At 67.1% G+C, this 18,715-nt stretch carries 16 protein-coding genes; 11 read left to right on the top strand and 5 right to left on the bottom strand.

Annotated features, from left to right (window positions below):
* The first annotated feature begins 172 nt into the window (after positions 1–172).
* The 3 genes from dxr (at position 173) to HK401_RS16885 (ending at position 3,270) form a co-directional block, all read left to right on the top strand.
* Positions 173–1,414, top strand: coding sequence for a 1-deoxy-D-xylulose-5-phosphate reductoisomerase (dxr, locus tag HK401_RS16895; protein WP_181275825.1), 1,242 nt, complete (start codon positions 173–175; stop codon positions 1,412–1,414).
* Positions 1,411–2,934, top strand: coding sequence for a M50 family metallopeptidase (locus tag HK401_RS16890; RefSeq protein WP_181275824.1), 1,524 nt, complete (start codon positions 1,411–1,413; stop codon positions 2,932–2,934). Before dxr ends, HK401_RS16890 begins: the two co-directional genes overlap by 4 nt.
* 63 nt (positions 2,935–2,997) lie before the next feature.
* On the top strand, positions 2,998–3,270 hold the full coding sequence (locus HK401_RS16885) for a hypothetical protein (RefSeq protein WP_181275823.1): 273 nt from the start codon (positions 2,998–3,000) through the stop codon (positions 3,268–3,270).
* Positions 3,271–3,291: 21 nt separating this feature from the next.
* Here the strand turns inward: HK401_RS16885 and HK401_RS16880 are convergent, their stop codons facing one another.
* Positions 3,292–4,683 carry a serine hydrolase domain-containing protein gene (locus HK401_RS16880; RefSeq protein ID WP_181275822.1) on the bottom strand — a complete coding sequence of 464 codons (1,392 nt, stop codon included), beginning with the start codon at positions 4,681–4,683 and terminating at the stop codon, positions 3,292–3,294.
* 216 nt (positions 4,684–4,899) lie between these two features.
* On the opposite strand from HK401_RS16880, the gene ispG reads away from it, so the two are divergent.
* Positions 4,900–6,096, top strand: a complete 1,197-nt coding sequence (ispG, locus tag HK401_RS16875) for a flavodoxin-dependent (E)-4-hydroxy-3-methylbut-2-enyl-diphosphate synthase (RefSeq protein WP_181275821.1) — start codon at positions 4,900–4,902, stop codon at positions 6,094–6,096.
* 66 nt (positions 6,097–6,162) lie between these two features.
* Positions 6,163–7,044 (top strand): GNAT family N-acetyltransferase, encoded by an 882-nt coding sequence (locus tag HK401_RS16870; protein ID WP_219922027.1) that lies wholly within the window; start codon positions 6,163–6,165, stop codon positions 7,042–7,044.
* Between the two features lie 23 nt (positions 7,045–7,067).
* Here the strand turns inward: HK401_RS16870 and HK401_RS16865 are convergent, their stop codons facing one another.
* Positions 7,068–7,484, bottom strand: coding sequence for an RNA-binding S4 domain-containing protein (locus HK401_RS16865; protein WP_181275820.1), 417 nt, complete (start codon positions 7,482–7,484; stop codon positions 7,068–7,070).
* On the bottom strand, positions 7,481–8,386 hold the full coding sequence (locus HK401_RS16860; protein WP_309136031.1) for an NUDIX hydrolase: 906 nt from the start codon (positions 8,384–8,386) through the stop codon (positions 7,481–7,483). The genes HK401_RS16865 and HK401_RS16860 overlap by 4 nt, the downstream gene beginning before the upstream one ends.
* 195 nt (positions 8,387–8,581) lie before the next feature.
* Between HK401_RS16860 and HK401_RS16855 the strand changes: the two genes are divergently transcribed.
* Both HK401_RS16855 and HK401_RS16850 read left to right on the top strand, forming a co-directional pair.
* On the top strand, positions 8,582–10,471 hold the full coding sequence (locus HK401_RS16855) for a proline--tRNA ligase (protein ID WP_181275819.1): 1,890 nt from the start codon (positions 8,582–8,584) through the stop codon (positions 10,469–10,471).
* Positions 10,472–10,480: 9 nt separating this feature from the next.
* Positions 10,481–11,290, top strand: coding sequence for a TSUP family transporter (locus HK401_RS16850; protein WP_309136030.1), 810 nt, complete (start codon positions 10,481–10,483; stop codon positions 11,288–11,290).
* Positions 11,291–11,353: 63 nt separating this feature from the next.
* On the opposite strand, the gene HK401_RS16845 is transcribed toward HK401_RS16850, so the two are convergent.
* The gene (locus HK401_RS16845) at positions 11,354–12,373 is read right to left on the bottom strand and encodes an aminoglycoside phosphotransferase family protein (RefSeq protein WP_181275818.1); all 1,020 of its coding nucleotides are present in this window, start codon (positions 12,371–12,373) and stop codon (positions 11,354–11,356) included.
* Positions 12,370–13,347 (bottom strand): hypothetical protein, encoded by a 978-nt coding sequence (locus HK401_RS16840; RefSeq protein WP_181275817.1) that lies wholly within the window; start codon positions 13,345–13,347, stop codon positions 12,370–12,372. The genes HK401_RS16845 and HK401_RS16840 overlap by 4 nt, the downstream gene beginning before the upstream one ends.
* A 142-nt stretch (positions 13,348–13,489) precedes the next feature.
* Here HK401_RS16840 and rimP point away from each other — a divergent pair, with 142 nt between their 5' ends.
* The 4 genes from rimP (at position 13,490) to infB (ending at position 18,597) form a co-directional block, all read left to right on the top strand.
* Entirely contained in the window at positions 13,490–13,954 is a 465-nt protein-coding gene (gene rimP, locus HK401_RS16835; RefSeq protein WP_181275816.1) for a ribosome maturation factor RimP, read from the top strand.
* Between the two features lie 189 nt (positions 13,955–14,143).
* Positions 14,144–15,106: a transcription termination factor NusA gene (nusA, locus tag HK401_RS16830; RefSeq protein WP_181275815.1), complete on the top strand. Its 963-nt coding sequence runs from the start codon at positions 14,144–14,146 to the stop codon at positions 15,104–15,106.
* A 97-nt stretch (positions 15,107–15,203) separates the two neighbouring features.
* Positions 15,204–15,542 (top strand): YlxR family protein, encoded by a 339-nt coding sequence (locus HK401_RS16825; RefSeq protein ID WP_309136029.1) that lies wholly within the window; start codon positions 15,204–15,206, stop codon positions 15,540–15,542.
* Positions 15,543–15,672: 130 nt separating this feature from the next.
* Positions 15,673–18,597: a translation initiation factor IF-2 gene (gene infB, locus HK401_RS16820; protein ID WP_181275813.1), complete on the top strand. Its 2,925-nt coding sequence runs from the start codon at positions 15,673–15,675 to the stop codon at positions 18,595–18,597.
* Positions 18,598–18,715 lie beyond the last annotated feature (118 nt).

Here is an 18,715-nt window from a genome sequence, read left to right as displayed (position 1 = left end):
ATCCATCTCTTTCGCCATTGATTGTGTTCATTCTCAGTTTTACCGGAACTGTCTCACCGGAACCCCGAATCAGACCGGAGTCCCGAAGCAGTGCAGATGACCAAGATCCGAGGGGCGACGCACAGGGTGGTGTCGAGTCATTTCCCAGAGAACTTTGGCATCATCGGTTGGCGTGAGTAAACGTCAATTCATTGTAGTCGGCTCCACCGGGTCGGTCGGCACCCAGGTCCTCGACGTCCTGTCCGACCACGCGGAAGACCATGCGATCGTCGGTCTGGCCGCCGGCTCCCAGCTCGACCTCCTCATCGAGCAGGCGCTCGACTTCCGCGTTCCCGTCATCGGGCTCACGACCCCGCCGGATCAAGGCGAGACCGCCGTCCGTGCCCGGTTGGCAGAGGCTGCCGCTCAGCGCGGGGTGAGTGATCCCGTCGAGGTCATCCACCTCGGGGACACCGCCGCCGAGGTGGTCGCCGGCCTGGACGCGGATATGGTCGTCAACGCGATCACCGGTGCCGCCGGACTGGGAACGACGCTGGCCGCACTAGCGCAGGGCACCGACGTGGCCCTGGCGAACAAGGAGTCCCTCATCATCGGCGGATCCATCGTCCTCGACGCCGCCCGCGCTACCGGCGCCCGGCTCATCCCCGTCGACAGCGAACACTCGGCCATCGCCCAGGCGCTGCGCGCCGGCACCCATGGTGAGGTCAGCAAGCTCATCATCACCGCCTCGGGAGGTCCCTTCCGCGGCATGACCCGCGATGCCCTGCGCCGCGTCAGTCCGACTCAGGCGCTCAACCATCCCACCTGGTCGATGGGGTCGATGATCACCATCAACTCCGCGACCCTGGTGAATAAAGGCCTCGAGGTCATCGAGGCCCATCTGCTCTTCGATATCGACTTCGACCACATCGAGGTCGTCGTCCACCCGCAGTCGCAGATCCACTCGATGGTCGAGTTCACCGACGCCTCGACGATCGCGCAGATCTCCCCGCCCGATATGCGCCTGCCCATCTCCTACGCTCTGGGCACTCAAGACGATGGAACCTCGACGAGGCTGCGCTCGGGTGCCGTACCGCACAACTGGGGCCAGCCCATGCACTGGTCCTTCGAACCGGTCGACCACCTCGCGTTCCCGGCCCTCGGACTGTCCATCGATGCCGGTCGGAAGGGGCACAGCTACCCTGCTGTGCTCAATGCCGCCAATGAAGTCCTCGTCGCCGCGTTCATCTCCGGAGACATCCCCTTCACCGGCATCGACAAAGGCCTCGCCCGGGCGCTGGCGACTCATGAACCGGCCGCCGAGCACACCGTGGACACCGTGCTCGCCGCCGACGCATGGGCGCGTGAGTTCGCCACCGCCGATGTCACCGAACAGAAGCGCGGCGCCGAACAGCGGAACGGGGGCCGCGCATGACCGTGCTTCTCTACATCATCGGGATCATCCTCTTCCTCATCGGCATATCGATCTCGATCGCCCTACACGAACTCGGCCACCTCACCCCGGCGAAGAAGTTCGGGGTCAAGGTCACCCACTACATGGTCGGCTTCGGCCCCACCCTGTTCTCCTTCCGCCGCGGCGAGACCGAGTACGGCATCAAGGCGTTCCCACTCGGCGGCTTCATCGCGATGCCCGGCATGTACCCGCCGGAGGAGGCGACGACGAAGCGGGTCGACCGGGCAGGTGCGGTGGCCGCGGTCGACGGTGACCCCGCAGGATCAGGCGCAGTCGACGGCGGTGTCACGGGGACGGCGGGCCACCTCGGCGAGGGAATGACCGGTGAAGGAACCACCGGGGATGATGCGGCGCCGCTGCGTCGGGATCGGAAACGACGTAAGGGGCGCCTGTTCGAGAACACGATGGCCGATGCCCGGGAGTTCTCGAATCAGGAGATCGAGCCGGGGGAGGAGCACCGGACGTTCTACGCCCTCAGCGTGCCCAAGCGGCTCGTCGTCATGTTCGCCGGGCCGTTCGTCAATCTGGTCCTCGGCATCCTCATCATGGCGATCTCGCTGCTCGGCATCGGGGTGACGACTCCGACGACGACCGTGCAGACCGTCGTCGAATGCGCTGTGCCCGCGTCCGAGGCCCAGCAGCGGCCGGCCGATGAGCAGAACACGTGTCGCGATGACGATCAGCGCACTCCTGCGTGGGAGGCCGGGATGAAGCCCGGGGATGAGATCACCGCGATCGCCGGCGTTCAGACGACGGACTGGGATCGGCTGTCCGCGGTCATCAAGGACCATGCCGGTGAGCGCGTCGAGGTCGACTTCATCCGCGACGGCGAAGCACAGACGGTGACGGTGCCGATCATCGCCACCGATCGGCCGAAGGTCGACGACTCCGGCAAGGCACTGATGAACTCCGACGGCACCCCGCAGACCGAGACCCAAGGATTCCTCGGCATCGGACCCGTCCAGGAGCGTCAGCCGCTTCCGCTCGGCGAATTCCCCGGGGCAGTGTGGGACCAGGTCTCCGGCGTCTTCCACGCGATCGTCACCCTGCCGGTCAAACTCGTCGACATCGGCGAGGTCGCGGTCGGTTCGAAGGACCGCGATGCCGAAGGTCTCGTCGGCATGGTGGGTGTGGGCCGCATCGCCGGCGAGATCGTGTCCACCGACAAGATCGACGTCATCGACAAGGCGCAGATGGGGCTGGGCATGCTCGGCTCGCTCAACATCTTCCTCTTCGCGTTCAACATGATCCCGCTGCTGCCGCTCGACGGCGGACACATCGCCGTCGGCCTCTACGAGGGTGCCCGCCGACGGATCAACCGGTGGCGCGGACGCGGGCTGATCGGACCGTTCGACACGGCGAAGCTGCTGCCGCTGACCTACGTGTGCATCGGGCTGATGCTGTGCATGACGGCGCTGCTCGTCTACGTCGACCTCGTCAAACCCATCACCCTCGACGCGATCTTCAACTCCGGGGGATAAGGGCGCGGGGCTCAGGCCGGTGCCCGAGATAGGATCGGTTCAGACACCGATAGGACAGGACGGATGCTGGTGCAGAATCTGCCGAGCGAGGAACGTGAACGTTTCATCTCATCGACGGGATGGAAGTTCCTCGGATTCCTCGCGCTCGCGTTCGCACTGACTCCGATCTTCTACGGACTGCCCTTGTTCAGCCCGCTGTTCGCCATGGGCACGAGCGTGCGACTGCGCAAAACGAAGATGGTGTGGCTGTGGGTGGTCGCATCACTGCTCGTACTGATGTCGATCGCGCCGTACATCCTCAGGATCGCCGGAGTGAGCAACTTCGTCGTCGACTGACGGCGTGCCTCGCCGGTTGCCTCAGGCGCTGAGGTTGATCGCCTGCACCTCGCCGAGGTGGTTGAGCCCGACTGTGATCGTCGCCGTCTGATCCGGTGTGCCCGGCACCGTGACCACTCCGCGCAGCGGGGAGACCAAGGTCAGGTCCGCCTCGGTGAACGGGGCCGTGACCTGCTTGGCCGCACGCCACCGGGAGAAGCGCTCACGCCGTTCGTTCCGGGGCTCGTCGAGATCCATGTTCATCGAGAACAGCTCTTCGGCGACCGCGTCGTCGAAGGCCGCGACGAGGTTCGCCGCGGCCAGGACCGTCTGGATCTGTGCAGGCTTCGCCTCATAGCGAGGCACCGGCGCCGAGGTGGTGCTGCGCTCAAGTGTGAGATCGGGCGTCCCGATGGCTGCCGCCCATCCTGCGTCAACGGCGTTCTGGACGCTGCGCTGAGCCGGATAGTACGTGGTATTGCCGAGCACGACGATGCTCAGCCCCAGATCGGGGAACCACCGCATGTGCGAACCGTATCCCGGGTAGCCGCCCGAATGGCAGACCACTCGTCCGAAGCGAGAATCCAGTCGGGTCTCCAACCCGTATCCGTAGATCAGCGTCTCCGCATGGTGGTCGCTGCGTTGGGTCTCCATGAGCCGTCGGCCTTGCTGGTTGCCGGCGAGAACGTGCGGCAGCGATCCCGGCTCCGCCTCGAGATCGTCGAGCGCGTCGAGGTGGGCTGACATCCACGTGCCGATGTCGCTCACCGTGGAGATCACTCCGCCGATGGGGGAGAAGACCCCGGGCCCGGTGAGCTCGGCCAGGTGCAGACCGCCGTCGAGGTCGACACGGAATCCCGGTGCCAGGTCGGGGAAGTCGGTGTGGTCGAACCCGGTGCGCATGAGCCCCAGCGGCCCGAAGACCTCGGTGCTCACAAGCTCGGTGAACGTGCGGCCGGTGACCGCCTCGGCGACCATGCCGAGCATCGCATAGCCGAGGTTCGAATATTCGTAACCGGTGTCGGCGGGTGCCGTGGCGATCGCACCGCGGCGCAGCCAGGCGATCAGCTCATCCGGGGTCATCGACTCCATCCGGTCGGCCCACGGATCGTCCTTCGTAAACCCGGTGCCCATGGTCAGGGCCTGTCGGCAGGTGCGGTCAGCGATCGCGGTGTCGGCCAAATCGGGCACGAGCTCGCCGAACGGCCGGTCGAGGTCGAGCCCGTCCGCGACGAGGAGACCGATGGCCGCGGCGGTGAACGACTTCGTCATCGACGCGATCCGGTACGGAACCTCAGCGTTTGCAGAACGTGTGGGGCCGCCTCGGCGAAAGATTCCCCACGCCAGAGATCCGCCCTGGTCAGACAGCGCGCTCGCCTCCTCATCAAGGGAGGCAGTCATCGCTTCGATGTCGAGGTAGGCACCTTCGCTCACGGGTCCGCTCCTTCACATCTTCGGCACGCTTCTGGCAGGTCAGCTTCACACTACCGTGGTTGATGCGCGGCCGGGCACGGACTCAACGCACGACGGGGACTCAACCGGGAGTCCTACAATGGTCGTGGTTCGAACAATCCGGCCACAACGAGGCGCCACCTCGGCGTCGGCATAATCATCGTCGCTGGTCACCAGCCAGACGGAAGGATCGTCCTCGTGACAACGGTGAATCTCGGAATGCCCGCCCCACCACCTCCCGTCCTCGCGCCCCGGCGGAAGACGCGGCAGATCAACGTCGGTCGGGTCGGTGTCGGATCCGAATCGCCCGTGAGCGTGCAGTCGATGACGACGACGCCGACGACGGACATCAACGCGACCCTGCAGCAGATCGCCGAACTCACCGCCACCGGCTGCGACATCGTGCGCGTGGCCTGTCCCACCGCCGACGACGCCGCGGCCCTGCCGATCATCGCCGGCAAATCCCAGATCCCCGTCATCGCCGACATCCACTTCCAACCCAAGTACGTCTTCGCCGCGATCGACGCCGGATGCGCCGGGATGCGCGTCAACCCGGGCAACATCCGCAAGTTCGACGACCAGGTGAAGGAGATCTCGAAGGCCGCCGCCGAGGCGGGGGTGTCCATCCGCATCGGCGTCAACGCCGGTTCCCTGGACAAGCGGCTGATGGAGAAGCACGGCAAGGCCACGCCCGAAGCGCTCGTCGAATCCGCGCTGTGGGAGGCGTCCCTGTTCGAGGAACACGACTTCTACGACTTCAAGATCTCCGTCAAACACCACGACCCGGTGATCATGATCCGGGCCTACGAACTCCTGGCCGAACGCGGGGACTGGCCGCTGCACCTCGGCGTCACCGAAGCCGGGCCCGCCTTCCAGGGCACGATCAAGTCCGCAACCGCCTTCGGACACCTGCTGGCCGAGGGCATCGGCGACACCATCCGGGTGTCCCTCTCAGCGCCTCCCGCCGAAGAGGTCAAGGTCGGCAACCAGATCCTCGAATCGCTCAACTTACGTCCTCGCAAGCTCGAGATCGTCTCCTGCCCGTCCTGCGGACGCGCGCAGGTCGACGTCTACACCCTCGCCGAGGAGGTCACCTCCGGGCTCGAAGGTATGGAGGTGCCGCTGAGGGTGGCGGTCATGGGCTGCGTCGTCAACGGTCCCGGCGAGGCCAGGGATGCCGACCTCGGGGTGGCCAGCGGCAACGGCAAGGGCCAGATCTTCGTCAAGGGCGAGGTGATCAAGACTGTGCCCGAGGCCGAGATCGTGCAGACCCTCATCTATGAGGCCAACCGGATCGCCGCAGACGCAGCGGACGGGAAAGACGACGCGTCCGGGGCGTCGTCGGGGGCATCGTCGGGACGGCCGTCGGGGCCGCCCGAAGTCGTCGTCGGCTGAGTGCGATACGTTAAGGCGAAGAGGTTCATCATCAACAGGCGCGGTTAGGGAAGAGTTCGAGAGCAGATGGTGCTGAGGATTGCGCGGCTGGGACATCAGCACACCGGGTGGCTGAACGATCTGCTCGCGCGCAATCCCTGCGAGAACGTCTACCTCATCTCCCTCATGGAGGTCACCGGAACCGCTCAGCTGAGCTCACCGGCAGGCACCCTCTTCGGCATCTTCGACGGGGACCGCCCCGTGGCCGCGTACTGGGTCGGCGGGAACATCATCCCCGTGGCGGCGACACCGGCGACGAACGACGTGCTCGCCGGCAAACTCAACGCCGACGGTCGCGTCGGGTGCTCGCTCATCGGGGACCGGACGGTCATCCTCGACCTGTGGGGCAGGCTGAACTGGGGCCGCCCACGCGGCGTGCGGGAACGCCAGCCGCTGCTGGCGATCAGCTCCGATCCGCTCGTGACCCCCGACGAGGAGGTCGTGCGAGTGACACTCGATGACCTCGGGGCGGTGTTCCCCGCCAGTGTCGACATGTTCACCAAAGAGGTCGGGTTCTCACCCATCGAGGGCGGAACCGCAGGGTACCTGTCGCGAGTGCGCGGGATCATCCGTGGCAAGAACTGCTACGCCCGCATCTCCGACACTCTGCCCCAGGGAGGTCCGGTGCCGCGCTGGCCGGCGACCGAGCAGGATCAGCAGGTGCTGTTCAAAGCCGACATCGGCATCCGCGCTCGCCGCATCGTCCAGGTCCAAGGAGTCTGGGTCCATCCCGAGGTGCGCAATCAGGGACTCGGGGCCGCCGGCATGGCCGCCGTCGTCCAGCGCACCCGCGACAAGGGTCACTCCACCGTGAGCCTATATGCCAATGACTACAACGAGGCGGCCCTGCGCATGTACGCCCGCGTCGGCTTCGAGCAGGTCGGCACCTTCGCCACCATCATGTACTGAGTCGGCTCACGCTCGCCGACCGCTCAGTCGCGGCGGTTGCGCGACTGCGGTTTGGCCAGGTCGCCCAAGAACTTCTCCATCTCGCGACGGTCCTTCTTCGTCGGCCTGCCCAGTCCCTTGTCACGGCGGGGCACGAAACCGCGCAGCGCCGGATCCGGTGGGGGAGTGAGGTCCTCGTAGCACTGCACGGCCACCGACGCCTGCATTCGGGTGGGGATGAAGCCGGTGATCGTCCAGATGAACTCGGATCCGGCCTTGCGCACCCGCACCTCCTGGCCGATGCTCACCTTCTGCGCGGCCTTGACCCGCTGGCCGTCGACTTGCACGTGCCCGCCGCGGCAGGCCTGGGTGGCGAGGTTGCGGGTCTTGAACATCCGCGTCGTCCACAGCCACATGTCGATGCGCATGTGCTTGCCCGCAGACCGGTCGATCTCGGTCATAGTCGCCGATCCTCGGGTGTGCGGCCCGCATCCTCGGAGACATTGAGTCGGGAGTCGGCGCGCAGGGCGAGTTCGGAGCGGCGGGTGAAAGTCTGGGCGGGGCGTCCTCGCCCCTGGCTGACAGCCTGCCCGGTGGGATCGAGCAGCGGCAGCATCGTGCGCCGGAACGTATCGGCCTGCAGGCTCTCACCTGCGACGATCTCATGGAGCTCGCGCAGCTGCCGCAGCGAGAACTCGGATTCGAGCAGACCGAACGGATCGGGGGTGCGCTCATGCAGCGCCCGCAGACGGTGAACGGCCACGCGCACGATCTCCTGATGCTCGGCGCTGAGCTCGTGCACCTCGTGCACGGGAACGAGCCCACGACGGTGGACAGGTGAGTCGGCGTGATCGGAATCCCTGGCGGCCGCCTCGGTGGGGGAATCGTCGGAGTCGGGACCGGCAGCAGAACGGCCACCAGCCGCCTCGGCGGGGGTGCTGTCATCATCGGTGCGCCCGATATCGCTCGGGGCGAGCACGTCGAGGTGGGCCACGGAGATCACCCAACCGCGATCGTCGCGGTCGGGCTGGTCGAACACGTGCAGCTGCACCGGGGCACGATCGACGAGGCGCGCCTTCTCGCGCAGGCACCGGGCGACCGCCTCGGCGAGGCGCTCCTGCGGCCGCAGGATCGACCCCGGCAGCTGCCACACACCATCACCAGGATGAGTGAGGAGAACATGCAGGCCACGGCCGGGCACGGGGCAGAGGACCGCGGTGTCGACCGCGACCGAGGGCCGCGGGAACTGCGTGAGTTGGCTCGGATCAGGCATGCTCTTCGTATCGTTCGCACTCGTCGTCGATGGATCCGGCCGGCGGACGGTGACGTCCCGACCGGTGCCGCGCTTTCGCACAGCACGCACCAGTCTAATTCTCTTCGCGCAGGTGACGAATCCACGGCCGCATCAGACTGTGCTGTCGTGCCGGCAAGCAGACGATCGGGCGCACGATCGACACACCTTCGATGGTGATAGTTTCGGGCCCGATCCGATTCCCTGCCCCTCGCCCGCGTGCGATAGTGTTCGATCTGAGTCCTGACGAGTTGAGGAGAAACACCCATGGCCCTGCGCATGTCGTCCCTGTTCGTGCGAACCCAGAAGGAGGACCCGGTCGGCGCCGAGGTGGCCAGCCACAAGCTGCTCCACCGCGCCGGATACATCCGCCGGTCCGCACCGGGGATCTACACGTGGCTGCCGCTGGGCCTGGCCGTGCTCGGCAAGATCGAGGCCATCGTGCGTGAGGAGATGGCGCTCGCCGGCTCCCAGGAAGTCCACTTCCCGGGCCTGCTGCCCGCCGACCCGTACAAGACCTCCGGCCGCTGGGAAGCCTTCGGACCCGACCTCTTCCACCTCAAGGACCGACGCGAGAACGACTACATCCTCGCGCCCACCCACGAGGAGGTCTTCACCCTCCTGGTCAAGGACCTCTACTCCTCGTACAAGGATCTGCCGCTGTCGATCTACCAGATCCAGACGAAGTACCGCGACGAGGCCCGCCCCCGCGCCGGTCTGCTGCGCGGACGTGAGTTCATCATGAAGGACGCCTACTCCTTCGACGTCGACGACGCCGGACTCGACGCCTCGTATGAGGCCATGCGGGTGGCCTACCTGCGTGCCTTCGCCCGCCTCGGCCTGCCCTGCCTGCCGGTCAAGGCCACCCCGGGCGCGATGGGCGGCTCCGGCACCGAAGAGTTCATCTACCCCTCCGAGGTCGGCGAGGACACCTTCGTCCGCTCACCCGGCGGATACGCCGCGAACGTCGAGGCCGTGACCTCGATCGTGCCCGAAGCGATCCCGTACGAGCAGTCGCCTGCCGCCCATGTCGAGGACACCCCCGACACCCCGACGATCGAGACCCTCGTGGCCGCCGCGAACGCCTCGCATCCGCGCTCCGATCGCGAGTGGACGGCCGCGGACACCCTGAAGAACGTCGTCTGCGCCGTCACCCACCCCGACGGCACCCGCGAGATCATCGTCATCGGCCTGCCCGGCGACCGCGAGGTCGACCTCGACCGCGCCGCAGGCACAGGGATGCTCGGCGACGGTGAGGTCGACCTCGAAGCCGCCACCGCCGAGGACCTCGCCGCCCATCCCGAGCTCGTCAAGGGCTACATCGGACCCGGCAACTCGCTCGAGGCACCTGTCCTCGGACTCGAATCGGCGTCGAAGATCCGCTATCTCCTCGACCCCCGCGTCGTCGACGGCACCCGCTGGATCACCGGCGCGAACGAACCCGGACGCCACGTCTTCGACCTCGTCGCCGGTCGCGACTTCACCTCCGACGGCACGATCGAGGCCGCGCAGGTCGTGCTCGGCGATCCCGCGCCCGACGGTTCGGGACCGCTGGAGCTGGCCCGCGGTGTCGAGATCGGTCAGATCTTCAAGCTCGGCCGCAAATACGCCGAAGCCCTCGACCTCAAGGTGCTCGATCAGAACGGCAAGACCGCGACCGTGACGATGGGCTCCTACGGCCTCGGCGTCACCCGGGTCATGGCCTGCATCGCCGAGGAATACCATTCGGAGAACGGCCTGCTGTGGCCTCAGCACCTGGCCCCGGCCGACGTCCACATCATCGTCGCCGGCAAGGGTGAGGAGATCGCCGCGGCCGCCGAGACGATGACCGCCGAACTCGAAGCCGAGGGCGTGTCCGTCCTCCTCGACGACCGGAACAAGGTCTCACCCGGGTTCAAGTTCGCCGACGCCGAGCTCATCGGCATCCCCACCGTCATCGTCATCGGCCGTGGGCTGGCCGACGGGCTCGTCGAGGTCCGTGACCGCCTGGCCGATGAGAAGTCCGATCTTCCCGTCGCCGAGGTGGTTTCCACCACCGTCGCCCGCGTCCGTGAGGCGTACGCAAAGGCGAATGCGGCCGCCGATGCTGCCGTCGCCGCCGACGGCGCGGACTCCGCTGGGGTCGGTGCGGACTCCGCTGCCGTCGTCAACGGCTGAGCCGCCTCGGTGTTCGAAGCACTCACCGGCGGCATCGATGTCACCGTGTCCATGGTCCTGTGGCTGCTCGTCGCGGGAGGCCTGGCCGGGTGGATCGATGCCGTCGTCGGCGGGGGCGGGCTGATCCAGCTGCCCGCGCTGCTGCTCGTGCCGGGGATGAGCCCGGTGCAGGCGGTCGCGACGAACAAGATCGGGTCCATTGCGGGCACGACTGCCTCGGCGATCACCTATCTGCGCACGATCACCCCGGACCGGTCGGCGACGATCCCGGCGGCCGCCTCGGCGTTTCTCGGGGCAGTGGGCGGGGCGAAGCTCGCCACGCTCGTCCCGAGTGAGGCGTTCACCCCGATCATCCTGGCAGCCCTCATCGGGGTCGGCGTCTTCACTGTGCTCAATCCCAGCCTCGGCGCCGATGCCACCCTGCGCTTCGGTGAGTCCTCGAAACGCCATCATGCGCTGTCGTGGCTGATCGGACTCGTCATCGGCATCTACGACGGGGTGCTCGGGCCGGGGACGGGGTCCTTCCTCGTCATCGCGTTCGTCTCGATCATCGGATTCTCGTTCCTCCAGGCCTCGGCCACGGCGAAGGTGATCAACTGGGCGACGAACTTCGGCGCACTCGTCTACTTCGTCCCCGACGGTCAGGTCGTGTGGCTGCTGGGTCTGGTCGTGGCGGTCGGCAATGTCGCCGGAGGCGTCGTCGGCGCCCGCACCGCGCTGAAGAGGGGATCAGGGTTTGTCCGCGTCATCTTCGTCGTCGTGGTCTCGGCGATGATCCTCAAACTCGGCTACGACATCGTCGCCGGCCTCATCCACTGATTTGCTACCCGACGGCGGCCCAGATACCTCGCGCAAGGTTGCTGGGCCGCCGTCGGGTAGTAATCAGCCGATGGGTTTGAGGGCGTGGGCGTTGACTCCGGCGACGTCGGCTCCGGACAGGGCGCGGGCCACCCACAGGGACCGGGCTGCATCGGCCAGGCTCGACTGCGAACCGCTCGAGGCCGCCCGCAGGTACCAGAACATGTTCGTGATCTCCCGGGCCACCGTCGCGCCCATCCCGTACTGCGGGTCGATGCCCGCGCACAGGGCGAGGTCCGTGGCGAACCCGCGCAGCCATGCCGCCTGCGCCTGCGGATGCTCGGACGGGATCTCTGCCAGCCGGTTCCACAGCACCGGGGCCATCGTGTACGCCGTCGGTCCGGCCAGCGGCTGCGGGTCGATGGCCTTCCACGTCGACACCCCCGTCGGATCGGGATTGCCGGCGAGGATGTTGTAGTAGTGCAGGTCAGCGTGGATGAGCCAGTTCTCGTCCGATGCCGCCAAGGTCTGCATCCAGTTCCGCGCGAAGGACAGCAGCAGCGAGTCCTGATGACCGGCCTCCGACCACCCGGTGAGCAGCCCGGCGTCGGCGTCGAAGCTGTTCAGCCACCCGGCGACGACGTCCTGGACGCGCAGGAACTCCGCACTCGCCGGAATCTCCAACGATCGCTGCAGGGCACCCCACACCGGCGGCACATCGGCCAGCGGCAGCACCGAGAGATTGTCCTTCGTCCGCAGTCGCTCCTGCAGGGTCACCCGGAAGCTGCGGTCATCGCGGATGACGCGCACCGCCCCGTGCCCGTTCCACATCTTCAGCGCCCGCAGCACCTGCGCATGCGCGGCCGTATGCGCCGAGGTGGGAGCCGCGAACCGCAGCACCCCCTGATAGTTCTCCTGGGTGAGCACCGGAATCACCAGCGATTCGCAGCCGGCCCACGGAGCACCGGGCACATCGTCGAAGCGCAGCTTCCACCGGTCGAGGACCTCATTGGCCATATAGTCGAGCGCGGCGACCCACGCATCCGTGCGGTATTCGCCGATGATGTCGCGCGTCGAGCGGTAGAGGACCGGTGGCACCTTCACTTCTTCGCCTCCGCCTGACCGGCCTCGCCGTACTCGAAGCGCAGCGGCTGCGGCTGGGCGAAGATCGCCCGTGTCCTCGCCGATTCCCACAGGCGCAGAATCGCCGAGGTGTCCCCGCCCAACCATGGCAGCAGCGCCGAGGCGAGCCCGTCCTCGAGGTTCAGTGCGAGCTCCTTCGCCGACTGCGCATCCGTGGGGGTGGGGTCGAGCTTCCACGCCGAAGCGTTCGGATCCGCCTTCTTCTCCCCGAGAGCTTCGAGCATCTGCCCCGACAGCGATCCGAGGGATTCGAGCCGAGCCAGCGCTCCCTTGCGTTCGGCAGACTTCGCCTCGAGGTTGACCGCCAGCCGTTCGTAGCCGTAGGCAGCGGCCCGCGACTGGTCGAGGATCGCGTTGAACACCTTCGTGCGGTCGTCGTCTGCGTCAGTCGCGTCGTCGCCATCCGAGCCGTCGGCGCCCTCGCTCTTGCCGCCGTCCTCGCCTTTGTCTGTGTCGCTCGCGTCATCGGCCCCGGCCCGGATGAGTTCTGCGGCGGTGCCGACGAGCTCGGGCTTCTTCTCACCGGCCACGAGCGTCATGCCGGTGGCCACATCGGCGAGCACCGGGATGAGACCTGAGCCGAGCCGGGACGAGGCTTCGAACACGGCCTGCGAGACCGCCTCGGCGGCCTGAACGAAGGTCCGATCCTCTTCGGTCGGGGCGGGTTCGGTGGCGAACTCGCTCGGCGGATTCCACTCGGGACCGATCGCCTTGGTGAACGCGGCGAGGTCCTCACCTGCGGTTTCAGGGTCTCCCGAACCCGGAGTCGTGGAAGAGAGGATGCGGGCGATGCGATTGCGCAGCTGCTGCGTGGAATCGAGGGTGGGGATGTCGGGATCCGTGTCCAGCCGCAGCCCGCATGCGCTGAGCAGACCCAGGCTCACGCCGCTGACGCCGACGGTGAGGAGGGCTCGGCGGGTGAGGGGAGAACGCATACGGCAATCCTATCGGATGCTTAACCTGCACCGAGGCTGTCGCTTAGGGTGGGGGATAGGCGGTCAGCAGGCGAAACGAGCCGACCGTCGGATCCCTCCGCCCCACCTCGGCGGGCGGGAAGGCCAGCGAAGAGGAGGAGAAATGGACGAGGACGTCGAACGGATCACAGGTCTGCTCGCACCGCCCTTGGAATCGGCGGGATTCCACCTGGAGAACGTCAAGGCCGTCGCGGCCGGGCCCCGTCGCACCCTCACCGTCGTCGTCGACCTCGACGAGTCGAGCACCGACCCGATGTCGATGGAGAAGATCGCCGAATCGACGAAGATCGTCGGCGACACCCTCGACGAGGTCGAGATCTTCCGCGACAAGCCCTACCAGCTCGAGGTCACGAGCCCGGGCGCGACCCGGAAACTCGAGACGCCCCGCCATTTCCGGCGCGTCATCGGGCGACGCCTCGACATCACCACGAAGAAGGACACGTTCAAACTCGACCTCGCCGAGGTGGCCGACACCTCGATCTCGGGCACGGACCCGGCGAAGCGGGAGGCCCGGACGATCCCCCTCGACGACATCCGCAAGGCTCAGGTCGAACTGAAGTTCCGCTGACGGCGCCGAGGCGGTCCGGCGACGAAGCCGGACCCCGCGGTTCCGGCTCGGCCCGGCGGTTCCGACCGGCGCCGAGGCGGCTGAGCCCTCGCTGACAGGATGCGGGCGGAGACTGGGATAGACTGTTACGCCTGCATAAGTGAACACAGACAATTCAATGCTCGAATGAGCCGGAGAGGACATAGGCACATGGACATCGATCTCAATGTTCTGCGCGTGATCGAACGAGAGCGTGAGATTCCGCTGGACACCCTCGTCGAACTCATCGAACAGGCTCTCTTCCTCGCCTACCAGAAGACCGAAGGCGCCTGGCCCGACGCCCGCGCCGAACTCGACAAGTCCACCGGTGAGGTGCGCATCCTCGCCGTGGAGTTCGACAACGACGACAACCCCATCGGCGAATTCGACGACACCCCCACCGGCTTCGGCCGCATCGCCGCCCAGACCGCCCGCCAGGTCATTCACCAGCGCCTGCGCGATGTCGAGGACGAATCGCTGCTCGGGACGTTCAAGGGCCGTGAGGGCGAGATCGCCTCGGGCACCATCCAGCAGGGCAACGACCCGCAGATGGTCCAGATCGACCTCGGCGATGTCGAAGCCGTGCTGCCCCCGCACGAGCAGGTCCCCGGCGAGCAGTATCGCCACGGCACCCGGATGCGCGTCTACATCGCCGACGTCCACAAGGGGCAGAAGGGCACCTCGGTCACCGTATCCCGCACCCACCCGAACCTCGTGCGCCGGCTCTTCGCCCACGAAGCCCCCGAGATCGCCGACGGCACCGTCGAGATCGTGTCCCTGGCCCGCGAGGCCGGCCACCGCACGAAGCTCGCGGTGCGCGCTACGAAGCCGGGAGTCAACGCGAAGGGTTCGTGCATCGGCGAGCTCGGATCCCGGGTGCGCGCGGTGATGAACGAACTCGGCCAGGAGAAGATCGACATCGTCGACTACTCCGACGACCCGGCGAAGTTCATCGCCCACGCACTCTCGCCGGCCAAGGCCAAGCGGGTGGAGATCCTCGACGCCGCAGCGCAGGAGTCCCGCGCCGTCGTCCCGACCGATCAGCTCTCGCTGGCCATCGGCAAGGAAGGGCAGAACGCCCGCCTGGCCGCGAAGCTCACCGGCTGGAAGATCGACATCGTCGCAGCGGACTGAGGTCACCGAGGCGGTCGACTGACCATGCCGAGGCGGTCGACTGACTCTGCCGAGGCCGCCGAACGGCGGCATCGTCGCAGTCCAACCGCCTCGGCGAGTGATTCGCACCACTGGCCCCCTTGGCGCGAGCCGGGGTGCCGGTGCTGTAGAATCATTCATTGTGAATGCTGGCGATGGACCCGTACGGACGTGCATCGCCTGTAGGCAGAAGGACGATCGGAACGCACTGACACGCTTCGTGTTCCGTCCCGATCAGCACCCGGCCGTCGTCCACGACGTGTCAGCGACACTTCCCGGACGTGGTGCCTGGGTGCATCCCGATGAGAAGTGCCTGACGAAGGCACGGACCACTGCCGCCTTCGCTCGAGCCTTTCGAACGAAGATCACCGCTTCGGACCTTCCGAGGCCGGACACCGAACCCAAAGAGAACGGGTAGCCGAATGGATGACAAGTTGTGAGTGTCGCACGATGACACCCAGACGGAAATCGAGAGAGCAGTGAAATGAGTACTGCTCTTCATTGATGAGGTTCTTTCCTGACCGGGAAGGAACCCGGACAGGAGAACTGTGGCAAAGCCCCGTGTCCATGAGCTCGCGAAAGAGCTCGGCACAACAAGTAAGAACGTCCTCGAGAAGCTCCAGGACATGGGCGAATTCGTTCGCTCTGCTTCCTCGACGCTCGAAGCGCCCGTCGTGCGCCGAGTGAAGGAAGCCTTCGCCGATTCCGGATCAGCCGAGGGTCAGAAGTCCTCCGGCGCGAAGAAGTCCGCCAAGCCGGCCGCGAAGCCCGGAGCCCCGAAACCAGGCGCGAAGCCCGCACCCAAGCCCGCCGCGAAGCAGACCCCAAAGTCGACCCCGGCGAAGTCGACCCCCGCCGAGGCGGACGCCCCCGCTGCGAAGTCCGCACCGAAGCCTGCCGCTGAGCCGGCAGCCGAGGCGAGCCCGGCACCGGCCGAGTCCGCGGACTCATCTGCACCCGAGGCATCCGAGGCATCCGAGACGAAGTCCTCGCCGAAGCCCGGAGCACCCAAGCCCGGTGCCGCAGCGAAGCCGGGCGCACCGAAGCCGGGAGCTCCGAAGCCCGGCGGCGCTGCCAAGCCAGGCGCCCCGAAGCCCGGCGGCCGTTCGGCTCGTCCCGGCAACAACCCCTTCGCATCCTCGCAGGGAATGCCGAAGCCCGGCCGCGGCCCCAAGCCCGGCGGACGCTCCGGCGGCCAGGGTCAGGGTGGACAGGGAGGCCAGGGCGGACGTCCCGGCAACAACCCGTTCGCACCCTCGCAGGGAATGCCGAAGCCGGGTCAGAAGCCCCGCTCGGGCAGCGAAGAGTCCTCGGGCGGTCCGCGTCCGGCACCGCGTCCCGGTGCGCCTCGCCCCAACCCGTCGATGCTCAAGAACTCGGCACTGAACAAGCCTGCTCCCGGTCGCGGTCGCGGCGGCGGACGCGGCAACGCTCCCGCCGGCGGTCCCGGTGGACCGGGCGGAGCACCGGGCGGCGGTCCTCGTCGCGGACCCGGCGGCGGACCCGGTGGTCGCGGCTCGGGTCGCGGTCGCGGAAGCACCCAGGGTGCGTTCGGCCGCGGCGGCGGTCCCCGTCAGAAGGGACGGAAGTCGAAGCGGGCGAAGCGCGCAGAGCTCGAGCAGATGCAGGCTCCCTCGGTCGGTGGCGTCACCGTTCCGCGTGGAGACGGCAACACACCGCTGCGCCTGCGTCGCGGCTCCTCGCTGGCCGACTTCGCCGAGAAGATCAACACGGATCCGACGAACCTCGTCACCGTGCTCTTCCACCTCGGTGAGATGGCGACGATCACCCAGTCCCTCGACGAGGCGACCTTCGAGGTCCTCGGCGAGGAGCTCGGCTACAAGATCGAGATCGTCTCGCCCGAGGACGAGGACCGTGAGCTGCTCGAGACCTTCGACATCGATCTCGACGCCGAGGCCGCGGAGGAGGACGACGAGGATCTCGCCGCCCGCCCGCCGGTCGTCACGGTCATGGGTCACGTCGACCACGGTAAGACCAAGCTGCTCGACGCGATCCGTTCGGCCAACGTGGCCGGTCGTGAGGCCGGTGGCATCACCCAGCACATCGGTGCCTACCAGGTCGAGGTCGAGCACGAGGGCCAGGAGCGCAAGCTCACCTTCCTCGACACCCCGGGTCACGAGGCGTTCACCGCCATGCGTGCCCGCGGTGCGAAGTCGACCGACCTCGCGATCCTCGTGGTCGCCGCCGATGACGGTGTGATGCCGCAGACCATCGAAGCGCTCAACCACGCTCAGGCGGCCGAAGTGCCGATCGTCGTGGCCGTGAACAAGATCGATAAGGACGGGGCGAACCCGGCCAAGGTCATGCAGCAGCTGACCGAATACAACCTCGTGGCCGAGGAATACGGCGGCGAGACGATGTTCGTGCCGATCTCCGCGCTCAAGCGTGAGGGCATCGACCAGCTGCTCGAATCCGTGCTGCTGACCACCGATGCCGCACTGGACCTGCGGGCCAACCCCGACAAGTCTGCTCGCGGCATCGCGATCGAGGCCAAGCTCGACAAGGGCCGCGGCGCTGTTGCGACCGTCCTCGTCGAGTCCGGCACGCTGCGTCAGGGCGACGCGATCGTCTGCGGCACCGCCTATGGACGTGTGCGTGCGATGTTCGATGAGAACGGCAACCAGGTCGACGAGGCGGGTCCGTCCCGTCCCGTCCAGGTGCTCGGTCTGTCCTCGGTCCCGCGCGCCGGTGACTCGTTCATCTCCACCGATGACGATCGCACCGCACGTCAGATCGCTGAGAAGCGCGACGCCATCGAGCGCAACGCCGCTCAGGCCCGCGGTCGCAAGCGCATCAGCCTCGAGGACTTCACCAAGGCACTGGCCGAGGGCAAGGTCGACATGCTCAACCTCATCCTCAAGGGCGATGTCTCCGGTGCCGTCGAGGCGCTCGAGGATTCGCTGCTCAAGATCGATGTGGGCGACGACGTGGACCTGCGCATCATCCACCGCGGCGTCGGTGCGATCACGGAGAACGACATCAACCTGGCCACGGTCGACAACGCGATCGTCCTCGGCTTCAACGTCCGTCCGGAAGCGAAGGCTCGCGACCTGGCCGACCGTGAAGGCGTCGACGTCCGCTACTACTCGGTCATCTACCAGGCGATCGACGACATCGAGAACTCGCTCAAGGGCATGCTCAAGCCCGAGTTCGAAGAGGTCCAGACGGGCACCGCGGAGATCCGCGAGGTCTTCCGGTCCTCGAAGTTCGGCAACATCGCCGGCTCGATCGTCCGCGACGGTCTCATCAAGCGCAACTCGACCGCTCGCGTCACCCGCGACGGAGTCGTCATCGGCGACAACGTCAGCATCGAATCGCTGCGTCGGTTCAAGGATGACGCCACCGAGGTCCGTGAGGGCTACGAGTGCGGTATCGGACTCGGCAAGTTCAACGACCTGCGCGAAGGCGACATCATCGAGACCTTCGAGATGCAGGAGAAGCCGCGCGACTGATCGCGGCCGATACCTGACCGCGTAGGACTCCTGAACGCAGAGAGTCGACATCGACGGCTCCGGCCGGTTCCACGACGGGACCGGCCGGAGCCGCTTCGATTCCACAGATACCATTGGG

This window comes from Brevibacterium oceani (genome assembly GCF_013623835.1).
GTDB classification, from domain to species: Bacteria; Actinomycetota; Actinomycetes; order Actinomycetales; family Brevibacteriaceae; genus Brevibacterium; species Brevibacterium oceani.
Note: the sequence above shows the minus strand (reverse complement) of the source record. Positions and strands in the feature narration are given on the sequence as shown.